The 12,658-nt window shown below is 39.4% G+C and carries 12 protein-coding genes; 5 read left to right on the top strand and 7 right to left on the bottom strand.

The window, feature by feature from the left end; genetic code table 11:
* Nucleotides 1–226: 226 nt before the first annotated feature.
* Nucleotides 227–1,123, bottom strand: a complete 897-nt coding sequence (locus tag BGP15_RS00260) for an EamA family transporter (RefSeq protein WP_112373638.1) — start codon at nt 1,121–1,123, stop codon at nt 227–229.
* 175 nt (nt 1,124–1,298) lie between these two features.
* Between BGP15_RS00260 and BGP15_RS00255 the strand changes: the two genes are divergently transcribed.
* From BGP15_RS00255 to BGP15_RS00245, 3 genes are all read left to right on the top strand, one after another.
* A complete protein-coding gene (locus tag BGP15_RS00255) occupies nt 1,299–1,871 on the top strand; it encodes a C40 family peptidase (protein WP_286768378.1) in 573 nt (190 codons plus the stop codon).
* A 91-nt stretch (nt 1,872–1,962) separates the two neighbouring features.
* The gene (locus BGP15_RS00250) at nt 1,963–2,466 is read left to right on the top strand and encodes a hypothetical protein (RefSeq protein WP_236560122.1); all 504 of its coding nucleotides are present in this window, start codon (nt 1,963–1,965) and stop codon (nt 2,464–2,466) included.
* A 345-nt stretch (nt 2,467–2,811) separates the two neighbouring features.
* Complete coding sequence (locus tag BGP15_RS00245) at nt 2,812–4,371, top strand: calcineurin-like phosphoesterase C-terminal domain-containing protein (protein ID WP_286768377.1); 1,560 nt, start codon at nt 2,812–2,814, stop codon at nt 4,369–4,371.
* 419 nt (nt 4,372–4,790) lie between these two features.
* On the opposite strand, the gene BGP15_RS00240 is transcribed toward BGP15_RS00245, so the two are convergent.
* The 5 genes from BGP15_RS00240 to BGP15_RS00220 all read right to left on the bottom strand — a co-directional run bounded on the left by BGP15_RS00240 (nt 4,791) and on the right by BGP15_RS00220 (nt 10,046).
* Nucleotides 4,791–6,116 carry a mechanosensitive ion channel family protein gene (locus tag BGP15_RS00240; protein WP_286768376.1) on the bottom strand — a complete coding sequence of 442 codons (1,326 nt, stop codon included), beginning with the start codon at nt 6,114–6,116 and terminating at the stop codon, nt 4,791–4,793.
* A 39-nt stretch (nt 6,117–6,155) separates the two neighbouring features.
* Complete coding sequence (locus BGP15_RS00235) at nt 6,156–7,526, bottom strand: nucleoside permease (protein WP_046674001.1); 1,371 nt, start codon at nt 7,524–7,526, stop codon at nt 6,156–6,158.
* Between the two features lie 45 nt (nt 7,527–7,571).
* Nucleotides 7,572–8,198 carry a bifunctional nuclease family protein gene (locus BGP15_RS00230; RefSeq protein ID WP_046674002.1) on the bottom strand — a complete coding sequence of 209 codons (627 nt, stop codon included), beginning with the start codon at nt 8,196–8,198 and terminating at the stop codon, nt 7,572–7,574.
* A gap of 115 nt (nt 8,199–8,313) precedes the next feature.
* Entirely contained in the window at nt 8,314–9,288 is a 975-nt protein-coding gene (locus BGP15_RS00225) for an electron transfer flavoprotein subunit alpha/FixB family protein (RefSeq protein ID WP_115049713.1), read from the bottom strand.
* Between the two features lie 20 nt (nt 9,289–9,308).
* On the bottom strand, nt 9,309–10,046 hold the full coding sequence (locus BGP15_RS00220) for an electron transfer flavoprotein subunit beta/FixA family protein (RefSeq protein WP_286768375.1): 738 nt from the start codon (nt 10,044–10,046) through the stop codon (nt 9,309–9,311).
* 402 nt (nt 10,047–10,448) lie between these two features.
* Between BGP15_RS00220 and BGP15_RS00215 the strand changes: the two genes are divergently transcribed.
* Both BGP15_RS00215 and BGP15_RS00210 read left to right on the top strand, forming a co-directional pair.
* Complete coding sequence (locus BGP15_RS00215) at nt 10,449–10,781, top strand: tetratricopeptide repeat protein (protein WP_286768374.1); 333 nt, start codon at nt 10,449–10,451, stop codon at nt 10,779–10,781.
* Between the two features lie 84 nt (nt 10,782–10,865).
* Nucleotides 10,866–11,285: a copper resistance protein NlpE gene (locus tag BGP15_RS00210; RefSeq protein WP_286768373.1), complete on the top strand. Its 420-nt coding sequence runs from the start codon at nt 10,866–10,868 to the stop codon at nt 11,283–11,285.
* Between the two features lie 171 nt (nt 11,286–11,456).
* Here the strand turns inward: BGP15_RS00210 and BGP15_RS00205 are convergent, their stop codons facing one another.
* A complete protein-coding gene (locus tag BGP15_RS00205; protein WP_286768372.1) occupies nt 11,457–12,593 on the bottom strand; it encodes a cysteine desulfurase family protein in 1,137 nt (378 codons plus the stop codon).
* Nucleotides 12,594–12,658 lie beyond the last annotated feature (65 nt).

Here is a 12,658-nt window from a genome sequence, read left to right as displayed (position 1 = left end):
TCTCGTTGCGTACGCTTTACATAATTTGTGCCTTCTTTCATAACGATTCTTTTTATGTATCGCTATTTCAGGACGAGACATTTAACATATAAAAAAGGCAATCTTATTAGAGAAGATTGCCTTTTTTCGTTAACGGGAATTCCATAATTTCCCTATTGATTGCAGCACACAATTGTGTTCCTGATCAAATTGACTGCAGTACTCTGACCAGAAGTGGATCGGTCGCCTAATGCGTACTGCTCTTTGCTGCATTTAACCAGATGACGGTACCCAAGATTAAAAGTACCCCGAGCCATTGTATCGTGGATACACTTTCATGAAGTATAAAAAACGACATACAGGTGGCTACGGGTAGCTCCGCCGAACTTAATATTCCGCCTAAGGAGAAGCCCGTTTTCGGTAGGCCATAGGCAAATAATAAAGGCGGGATGACCGTGCCAAATAGCGAGAGGATCAAGCCGAAATAGAGGAAGTTACCATCAAATTGACCATTCCATAAATAAGCAGGTGGAAACAAGGTGAAGACCAGTATACAGGCCCCCGTTACCATAATAGCGCTTTTTTGAATGGGGTGATAGTCATTGCCGACACGACCGTTGACGATCATGAAGACCGAATAGGCGGTCGCTGCTAAAAGACCAAATAAGACACCTGTTAGGTTGAGGTGTTGCAAGCCTTTTTCAAGAAGTCCAGTCGCTAATAATGTTGCAATGAGTACAATGCCGATACCAATCAGGTTGTTTTTTGAAGGTTTTGCCTTGAAAAAGATAAATTCGATTACCACACCGATCCAGATATACTGCATGAGCAGTACGATGGCCAACGAAGCCGGGACGAGCTGTACACATTTGTAATAGAGAATGCTCACCAAACCGGTCGAAGTACCACTGATTAATATCTTGATCCATGAAGATTTCTTGCTTGAAGAGTGAAATGACTTTGCCGAAAAGAGTTTGATGATGATATAGATAAGCCAAAGGATAAGCATGCCAAACAATACCTGAATTCCCGTTACCTCTCCTAAATTCAACCCTTTACCATAGGCTTTTTTAACAAACGTTGATAGTATCCCAAAACTACTCGCACCTAAAAAGACAGCTAATGCACCTTTTAATTTTTCCATTCTCAAATAAATTAGGCGTCAAAGTTACGATTTCTGAACAATTCTTTTTCTTATCTGACGTTCTTATCAAGAAAAGCAATCTCCGGGGGCAAGCAAATTTATTGGATATCAACAGCAATTTAATTAAGTTTGTTATGCAAGTAAGTTTGTTAAGCAAGAACGTAAATCGAACAGCATGGGTGTCAGATCTTATTTTATCTTCTTTTTAGGTGCAGTTCTATTTTTGAGCAGTTGTTCAACGAAGAAAAAGGTACTTAGCTCCAAAACACATTCTTCCAATGGTTCGGTTTTGACAGATGCGAGCTCAGCGCGTGGAAAAACTTTTTCGGGATCCAAACTTGACAATTATGCAGACTTGCTCAATGTGAGTGCCAAAAAACTAAATCCGCACCTTTATTCCTTTATTGACGATTGGATGGGGATACCGCATCGTATGGGTGGACAGACCAAATCGGGGGTAGATTGCTCGGGATTTGTTAATCTGCTCTATATTGAAGTATACAAAGGGAATTTGCCGCGGACTTCGCGTGACATGGAAGGAATAGTAAAGAGAAAAAAGGTCGATAAACTTGAAGAAGGAGATCTCGTGTTTTTTTCTTTCGGACGAAATGGAATAGATCATGTTGGTGTATACCTGCATAATAATAAGTTCGTTCATGTTTCGACACGGAAAGGTGTTATTATCTCTGATCTTTCCGACAGTTGGTATGCGAAGACCTTTGTTGACGCGGGCTCTCCCAATATCTAAACGCGTGAATTTCATGTAGGTTTTATGTCATATCTTGATATAAACTTTTATACCCTGTATAAATCCTTATTTTTGTCAAAATTTTATAGAAATGACAATCAAGAGTAAGAAGATTTTTTTGGGCCTTTGTATTATTGTGCCGTTTTTGATGTATTGTGTTTATTACTACAGTAATATGATCAAAAATGCCCCTTTTCGTTTTGCCGATTTTGAATCCATTGAATTCAAATATGGCGAGCCGAACCACATGGTCAACGAATACAATTCAAAAACACGTATCTATAAATATTTAGACAAAAAAGATTCTCTAATTACCGATACTGTAAAATTTACAAAAGACGATTTATTATACCTGCATCGCAAAGCAATGGAGCTCGGCTTTTGGAACTTGGATACCGATATGACCGGTCCTGAATGGCAGCAGGATTCAACAAATTCTAAAGTCCCACGTTTTTATTTAGAGTTCAACTATAAAGATAAGTCCAAGCATATCACTTTGGATGCAGATTTTGCAGGCAACCCTCGGATGCACGATGCAGCAAAATCAATGATCGATGAAGTCAACCGCATGTTGGCAACTGCGCAAGCCAGATAGTTAAGAAATAGGCCCTAAGGGTAAAGAGAGAAATCAAGTCATTGGTTTCTCTTTTTTTGTGCCGAATATCCGTCTGTAAACAAAGGATGGAAGAAGGATTTAACCCGCCAACAACATATATGTTAATGGGGATTTTATAGGGACTTAATAGGGACCTGATAGGGACCTCATTCGGATGAATACGTATAAAACACGGATAAGGTCCCTATAACTATACTGCCAAATATGGATTAATTAATACAGGAGTATTAAATGGCTTCCTTTGTTTTTTTGATAAATTCTTTATATTCTCTTTATACTCCGTTAACCTGAATCGAATACTTTAGCGCCAAAACAAAATTTCATATGAAAGCATTTTTGGCACTAGCAATTTCCTGGGCATGCGTAAACGCTGTGCAGGCGCAAGATTTTGCAAAAGGAAAAGTTTATCTGGACGTAAACAAGAACGGAAAATTAGATAAAAACGAACAAGGTATTGCGTCTGTTTCTGTTAGTAACGGGCGTGAAGTGACAACGACTGATAAAGATGGTAATTACCAATTGCCCGTTGGAAATGACAACATCATTTTTGTGGTTAAACCAACAGGCTATGCTTTGCCCTTGGATGAAAATAACCACCCAAAATTCTATTATATCCATAAGGTAAACGGTAGTCCAGTTTCAAAATACCCTGCTGTTGCTGCTACAGGAAAAATCCCTGCTGCTGTAAATTTTGCAATGTATCAACAAGATGAGGATCCTAATTTTTCAGCTTTCGTTTTTGGGGATCCACAGGCTTACACGGAGGAAGAACTGGCCTATTTCAAAAATGGTGTGATCAATGAAATTTCCGATAAGACAATTGCGAAATTCGGAATAAGCTTAGGCGACTTGGTGGGAGACGATCTTTCACTTCAGCCAAAATATAAATCGGTGATTTCCACGATGGGCTTACCATGGTATAATGTCATGGGAAACCACGATATGAACTATGATGCTAAACTGGATAGCCTCTCCGATGAATCGTTCGAGCGGACGTTTGGCCCCAATAATTATGCGTTCAACTATGGAAATACGCATTTTATCATTCTTGATAATATCATTTATCCGAATCCACGGACAGGTAAAGGTTATTTAGGCGGATTCCGTAAAGATCAGCTTGATTTTGTGGAAAATGACTTAAAAAACGTTGCTAAAGATAAATTGATTGTGTTGGCATTTCATATTCCTTTATACCATCAAAACTCGGATGTCTTTCGTAACGAAGATAGACAACGTCTGTTCGATATTTTGGCTCCATTTAAGCATACCTTGTCTTTATCCGCGCATACACACTTTCAGCGGCAATATTTTTATGGGCAAAACGAAGGATGGAAACAAGAAAAGCCACATCACGAGTATAATGTGGGTACGACCTCTGGCGACTGGTATTCAGGCGAGTTGAATGAAAAGGGAATTCCTGTTTCTACAATGCGGGACGGTACACCAAAAGGATATGCCATCTTAAAAATCGAGGGCAACCAATACAGTTTTGATTATAAGGTTGTCGGTAAGCCAGCAACGTATCAGATCGATTTATATGGCGCATCGGTCGTTCCAGAAAAATACACAAAGAGATATCCGATATACGCTAATTTTTTCATTGGAAAGGAAGGTGACAAGGTAACGTATAGAATCAATCAGGGCGAATGGAAGGAAATGGATTTTGTCAATGAAAACGATCCGGCATTCCTAAATTCTCTTGCTAAATACGATACAGCAACTGAATTAAAGAATACGCGTAGACCTTCGAACCCCGAAAAATCCAGTCATCTGTGGACAGCTAATTTGCCCAAACTTAAAGCTGGTAAATATCAGATTGAGGTTCAGGCGATTGATCTTTTCAATAGAGTACACCTGGCAACAAAGACTATTGAGGTGAGATAAATAACCATTTGTAGAGTTGTTTTAAGTTTAAAGATAGCTTAAGATGCACTTAACATAACGATCCTATATTTGTGTAGAGTAATTTTTGATTCATAAAGAGTTAGGGTTAATGTGTAGATCTGTTGTGAAACACGTCTGAAAATTTAGTTTGTTTTTAAAGTGAAGGTAATCTCCCCAGATTACCTTTCACTGTTTTAGACCTTTTAGGCTATCTTACGATACCAGCATTTAACTGCTTCTCGGCTGGCCTGTTCTTACAGTTCATTTGATTTATGCAGACAAGGTTTTGCCTGGTAATTCGTTTGGTATGAACCTTAGCAATATATGAACACATAGTTCGCTGAACACTTGGTTCGACAGCGATATTTTCTTCTGAAAGTGTCTGATGTTATTGGCCAGAAAGAACATTCCGTTCGCTTTTATTGTTGTTGGTCTGCGAAGTCATGAAGGCTTTTATGCCGGATAGCACGCCGAAAATCATCCGATGCCGGATTTTCAAAGATCTCCAGGTCGAAGTATTTTGTGGCGGCAAATAGGTGGTCGAATACATCCGAAACAATTCCTTCGTAATATTCCCAGCGGATATCGTTTACAAAGAAATAAAGTTCGACTGGAACACCGTGTTCGGTTGAAGCAAGCTGACGCACCATCAGGGGCATGGTCTTGTGGATATTGGGGTTTTGACGTAAATAGGTGAGTGTGTAAGCTCTGAACATCCCTAAATTTGTCATTTTGCGACCATTTATGGGGCTTGACTGATCTATCTGCTGTTGGGTGTTGAATTGGTCAATTGTCCTGGCGCGCTCTTCGATATACGGCCGCAGGATCTGTATATTTTTGAGTTTTTCAATTTCTTCATTTTCTAAAAATCGAATCGTGGAAATTTTGATATTTATGGCCCGCTTTAAGCGCCTACCGCCCGACTGCTGCATGCCCCTGTAATTTTTGAACGAATCCGACAATAGCGTATGTGTTGGTATCGTCGTAATGGTCTTATCAAAGTTCTGTACTTTTACATTATTGAGGTTAATCTCTTTGACCGTTCCATCGGCGCCATATTTGGGCATCTCTATCCAATCTCCGACACGGATGGAGTCATTGGCCGAAACTTGTATACTGGCAACAAATCCTAGTATAGTGTCTTTGAATACCAACATCAGAATTGCGGATGCGGCACCCAAGGATAATAAGAAGGACCAGGGAGATTTTCCTGTCAATATTGAAAAGCAGATCGTTCCGCCGATAAACAATAAGATAATCTGACAGACCTGTAAATAACTCTCCAGAGGTTTGTCTGCAAAAGATTTCTTCATGCGCAGCATATCCCGCAAACTTTTCAGGAGCGAATGAATAATCAATAAACTGACGACAGTCGTGGCTATGTCAAGTATTTTATTGCTGTTTTCTTTCCAGGTTGGAAAACCCATGAAAATTATGGGCATGATGTATTGTGCCACTAAGATCGGAACAAAATGAGCAATAAGTTTCAGTGTTTTATTACGGATCAACAGATCATCAAAGCGGTTGGTACTACGTCTGATGGCTTTGATTGTTAACAGGAGTAATGTTCTTTTGGTGAAATAGTCAATGATGATCAAAAACAAGACAACCAGTAAGAGTAAAAGGATCGAGTTAACAAAATGACTCCCCTGATTATCAAGGCCAAATTGTTTAATCCATTGAAATGTCCAATTATAGATGTGGGATTGAGAATCTTTGAATAATTCCGTTGCTGTGCTTTGCATGTTACAAATATACAAAAAGCCGCAGTTAGCGGCTTTTTGTTATTTTGAATTGAGCGGTTCACGCTCGTGTTTATGTCTAAAGAAGACTGCAAAAAGGACTGCTATAACCAAGGTGTAGATGGCAAAAGCTAGCCAGATGTCATGCCAGTCTTTCAGCATGAGGTTACCACTTAGCATGCCGTCAGGTAAGATTGAGATACTCTTTTCCTGCAGAAAATGTAAAAAATGGGTGTTGTCGATTGTTGTATCTAAATATTGTGCGAGATCTTTGCTGTTTTGAAAACTTTTGGTAAAGTAGTGGTCAATGATCCAACCCGATGCAAAACTGCCTACAACGGCACCAAAACCATTTGTCATCATCATAAACAAACCTTGTGCCGAGCTGCGTATGCTTGATGTTGTCGAAGTTTCGACAAATAATGAACCTGAGATATTAAAGAAGTCAAATGCCATACCATAGACGATACAGGATAATACAATCATCCAAAGTCCGCCTGCAGGGTCACCAAACGAGAATAATCCAAAACGTAATACCCAGGCTAACATCGAAATCAGCATGACCTTTTTTATACCGAATCTTTTGAGAAAAAATGGAATAGCCAAAATAAATAGTGTCTCGGATATCTGGGAAATCGACATAATGATAGTCGAATATTTCACAACGAAAGATTCTGCAAATTTAGGATAGAATTTAAATTCATCCAAGAATACATCACCGTAGGCATTGGTCAGTTGGAGTGCGGCCCCCAAGAACATGGAAAAAATAAAAAATAAAGCCATTTTATAATTTCCGAAAAGTTTAAATGCCTCTAAGCCTAATAGTTGTGTCCAGGAGGCATCTTCCTGTTGTAACTTTTTTGGTGGACATTTAGGTAGCGTAAAAGCATAGAGACTTAAAGCCAGCGCTGCGGTTCCGGCGATATAAAATTGATAAGCTGTAGCCTTGTTGCCGGTTAAATTGGTGATCCACATGGCGACGATAAAGCCTATCGTTCCGAATACCCGGATAGGGGGGAATGCCTTGACCAAATCGTAGTTATTTTCATTCAATGCCGTATATGCAATGGAGTTGGATAGGGCCAAAGTGGGCATATAAAAACACATCGCCGCTAGCATTGCATAAAAAAAAGTGTTTGGATCATTTACCTGCGGTAAATAGAATAAAACACCCGCATAACATAAGTGAAGGATAAAATATAATCTTTCGGCATTTATCCAACGATCGGCGATAATTCCCATCAGGGTAGGCATAAATAAAGAAGCGATCCCCATGGTTGCGAAAATAGCTCCAAATTGTGTACCATCCCATTGTTTTGTGCCAAACCAATAGTTTGCTATTGTAATCAACCATGCTCCCCAGACAAAGAACTGAAAGAAGCTCATAATGGTCAATCTTAATTTAATAGACATAAATCGATGTTATTTAAAATTTTTATTTCGCTTTAATGAAAGGAGTTATTTTCTTTTGGAAATCTCATCCCTAATCAAGGCAGCCTGCTCGTAGTTTTCTTCGGTCAATGCCTGATTAAGTGCTTGCTCCAGTTGCTCATCTGTCAACGAGGAGAAAGGATTTTGTGGGGATTTTGAAGGTGTTTTTTCTTCGACCTCAACAACACTTGGATCCTGAACTTTGTTGGATTTGTCCAGGTTTTCCAAAAATGCAAACTCATGTCCTTCAATGATAATTCCAGCAGAGGACATAATAAATTCGTAGGCATAGATCGGAGCTTCAAACCGTACAGCCAGTGCAACTGCATCGGATGTGCGGGCATCAATCTCTACAATCTTGTTGCCGTCAGAACAGATAATTTTAGCATAAAATATCCCTTCAATCAAATTATAGATCAGTACTTCAATGAGTTTAATACCAAAAGAATCTGCAAAAGATTGAAATAGGTCGTGTGTGAGCGGACGACTAGGAATCATTTTCTCTATCCGAATAGCAATAGCTTGAGCCTCATGGCTGCCGATGATGATGGGCAATCTTCTGTTGCCCTCCACTTCTCCCAATACAAGAGCATAAGCGCCAGATTGTGTTTGACTATAGGATAAACCAACGATATCTAATCTGATTTTCTTCATTTTAATTCCAAAGCGGTCTACAAACTTAGATAAATTTGCTTTTATATGCAATTATAACAACTAAAAACTCCCCATTCATTTTGGATAAATGGGGAGAATATATCGGATGAAAGCTTTAAATACCTTTGTAAGCCTTCAATGCCTGCGTTAATTTCGGAACGACGTCGAAGGCATCGCCTACAATTCCATAGTCGGCCACCTTGAAAAAGGGCGCTTCTGGATCTTTATTGATGACAACGATTGTTTTGGATGAGCTTACTCCAGCCAAATGCTGGATTGCTCCGGAGATACCGATTGCGATATAGAGATTGGGACTCACTACGATACCTGTCTGGCCTACGTGCTCCGAATGCGGGCGCCAGCCAGCATCGGATACTGGTTTTGAACAGGCTGTAGCCGCGCCAAGCACATCGGCGAGTTCTTCAATTATCCCCCAATTTTCAGGTCCTTTTAGACCACGGCCGGCAGAGACGACGATTTCAGCTTCCGGTAGGGATATTTTGTCTGTTGCACGAACAATCTCTTTGACCATAGTTGTAAAATCTGTTTGGTCAATATTCGGAGCAAAAGTTTCGACATTTGCGCTACCACCGGTCTCTTTTGTTTCATATGCATTTGGACTAAGTGCGATGACTTTTATATCAGAGGTTAGTTCGAGCGTAGCGAAAGCCTTATTGGAGAACGCTGTTTTTTTTACAGTCAATTTGTCGCCATTAATGGTCGGCAATTCGAGTGCGCCATCGGCCAGACCAGCCTCCAATTTGGCTGCAATACGTGGAGCGAGTCCCTTACCTGAGAATGAGTTGGACAGCACAAGTATTTTTGAACCGGTACTTTTTACGGCTTCAGCAATGATGCTTGCATACGCTTGGTTTACAAAAGAAGCAAGTTGTTCATTATTGACATTTAATACTTTGGAAGCACCGTACTTACCCAAACCAGCAAGTTCGTCTTCAGCGACATTTCCGATTGAAATAGCCACAAGATCAGTCTGTATGTTATCGGCGATGGATTTTGCATAAGAAACAACTTCAAAAGCTGATTTTTTGAATTTTCCATCAGTATTTTCTACATATACGAGTATAGACATAGTGTTTTAGCGTTTAAAGATTAAATAACTTTAGCTTCGTCGTGAAGAAGAGAAACTAATTTTTCTACCTCGGCAGCGTAAACAAGTTTGACCGTACCCCGTGGTGCAGGCGTCTCATAGCTGACAATGTGTTCAAGAACGTCTATTGCGGAAGGTTCCAGCACATCCAATGGTTTGGTCCGTGCGCTCATAATACCACGCATATTCGGTATTTTAGGTTCGGCAACACCTTCGGCAGTGCCAATGACGATGGGTAGCTTTGCTGTCAATACTTCTTTTCCACCTTCAATCTCGCGCTCAACTGTGACTGCGTCGCCCGCAATGTCAACTTTTTTGGCAATGGAAACAGAAGGGATATGCAGCAGTTCTCCTACGATTGCTCCCACTTGAGCACCGTTATAGTCGATTGATTCGCGGCCGGTTAAGATCAAATCAAATGCATTGTCTTTGGCATATTGTGCTATCTGATTCGCAACAAACCAAGCATCGCGCGGAACGGCGTTAATCCGTACAGCATTGTCTGCACCAATTGCCAATGCTTTTCGAATGGTTGCATCAGTCGATGCATCGCCCACATTGATGACAGTTACGGTTCCTTTTCCACCTTCGGCCAACTCAACTGCTTTGGATAAAGCAATTTCATCATAAGGGTTTATAATGAATTGTACACCAGCTGTATTAAATGCAGTGTTGTCATTTGTAAAAGTGATTTTGGATGTAGTGTCAGGGACATTACTTATACAAACTAATATTTTCATATACGATTGGTTTTACTCAAACTTACCATATTTTCTTTCAATTAAAAAGTGCTAAGGCGTTTTAAATGCTTTTAAAAAGTTGTCTTGAGATTTTGATGAATTTGTAATTTTACCAGTTGTTTTCTTGTATTTTTTTTGATGTGATATAATATTGAGGTGTTTTGTTGTCTTTTTTGTAATTTTTTATTTTAAATAGCCGGTTCTTGACAATAGATTTATTACGTCAGTAAATTGTCATTTTATATGCTAGCATAGTAATTTCATAAAGCATCACAGCTCATTCGGGGTTCCTGTTTATAAAAACCTTTCGTGTGATATGGAGAGACGGGGAATTGTTTTAGTGGATACAGAATTAAATTGCATATAAAATGCAATTTGTCTAAGTTTGAAATAAAAAAAGATATGTCGACACGATTGGATCAACTGAATGAATTTTTGAAGGAGAGCCCCGAAGATCCATTTTTAAAATATGCGATTGCAGCTGAATATCTCAAGCAGGAAGATGAACAAGAGGCCATGTTAAGATTTGAGAATTTAGTACATACGAACCCAGATTATGTTGGAACGTATTATCATTTGGGTAAATTGTACGAAAAATTGAATAGACAGCAGTCCGCGATTGATACCTATAAATCCGGAATTGAGATCGCTCGCAAGACACGTAATTTCCATGCTTTGGGAGAGTTACAAGGTGCATTATCATTCTTGACAGACGATGATGAAGATGATTTTTAATCTTTTCTAAATTTTTGGTATTTAATTTGTTATGAATTTATTGGTGTAACTGTTAGATGCTGATTTTTTTGAATTTGGAATGAGATGAAAAGGTTTATTTGGATTGTGGGTTTGTTGTTGACAATTGGAATGGTGGGATGTGATAATCCCAAACAAAGTGTTGCGGTCTATAAAGATAATTTACAGGACCTAAAAGGTAGGGATAAGGCGGAAGTAGTGATTGGTGAATATAGAGGTGTCATGCCCTGTGCGGATTGTGATGGTATAGAAACACTTATTTCATTGCATGCAGACAACACCTACCAATATTCATCTAAATACCTTAATAAAAGTGATGATGTATTTATGCGTGAAGGCAAATGGAAATTGGATGGCAACATCATTACATTGGACGGCGTCGACTATAAGTTCAAATTAGGAAATCGGATACTCAGCCAGCTGGATCTTTCCGGAAATGATATTACGGGTGATATTTCCAAATATTATGTCTTGACAAAAAATTGATATATAGCCTAAGGGGCATATTAACACATAAAAAAGCCGAAAGTATACTTTCGGCTTTTTTATGTTTTTGGATGTATAGCTGTTTTCGGCTATCGAATAAGTTCTTCTTGCTACAAGCTTGAGATTTTTTTCTTCACTTGCGGGTCATCCTTGAAGCTATATCTGGAAATGTTATTTGTTCTTTGTACAAAGTTCTTTCAACGTTGCTACGACGAAGTCAACTTCTTCCTTTGTATTATGCTTACAGAAAGAAAAACGAACTGAAGGTCGCTCCGAGCTTGATTTGATTGCACCCAATACATGCGAGCCTATATCTGTTCCTGAGCTACAGGCACTGCCACCAGAGCAAGAGATTCCTGCAATATCCAGGTTGAATAAAAGCATGTCGGCCAGGTCACTGCAAGGGAAAGAAACATTCAGTACGGTATAAAGTGATTTCTCGGGTTCTATAACACCATTAAAATCAATCTCTGGGATTGCTTTTTGCAACTCGTCGATCATATAAGATTTGAGTCCTTGAATATAAGCGTGGTGTTCTTCCATGTGCTCATAGGCAAGTTCTAAAGCTTTGGCAAGACCCGCTATTCCATAGACATTTTCTGTTCCACCACGCATGTTGCGCTCTTGTGCTCCACCATAGATTAACGGTTTAATCTTGTTATTCGCATTGATGTAAAGAAAACCAACTCCTTTCGGGCCATGGAATTTATGGGCAGCCCCTGTTATAAAATCTATTTTGAGGCTACCAAGATCATGTGGATAATGCCCCATGGTCTGTACAGTGTCCGAATGGAATATCGCATTATACTTTTGGCATAACTCGGAGATACGTTGAATATCGTTGAGATTTCCGATCTCATTATTGGCATGCATAATGGAAACGAACGTACGCGGATTGGTACTTAAAAGTTCTTCCAGCTGGTTGAGATTTAAATTACCTTTTTCGTCAACTTCCAATAAGTCGAGGTGCACCTTACCGGCTTTCTCCAACTCCTCTAACGTATGCAATACCGCATGGTGCTCAATAGGTGAGGTGATGGCATGGGTTATTCCAAAGTCGGCGATTGACCGAACGATGGCCATATTGTCCGCCTCGGTTCCACCCGATGTGAAGAAGATCTCTGCTGGAGATACATGAAGTAGATTGGCGATCGTTTTACGTGCTTTTTCTACAATTGTTTTTACTTGTCGTCCGTGACTATGGATAGAAGATGGATTTCCAAAGTTATTGTCCATCACATCGACCATTACTTTTATTACTTCAGGATCTAAGGCTGTAGTCGCTGCATTATCAAAATATACTTGCATGCTGCAAAATTACAAATCTCTCAAGTAAATTAGAGGTATTAAATGACTTATTTTTATCATTTTAT

Origin of the sequence: Sphingobacterium sp. 40-24 (genome assembly GCF_001899705.1) — a bacterium.
Taxonomy (GTDB): domain Bacteria; phylum Bacteroidota; class Bacteroidia; order Sphingobacteriales; family Sphingobacteriaceae; genus Sphingobacterium; species Sphingobacterium multivorum.
This window is presented reverse-complemented; position numbering and strand designations above follow the sequence as displayed.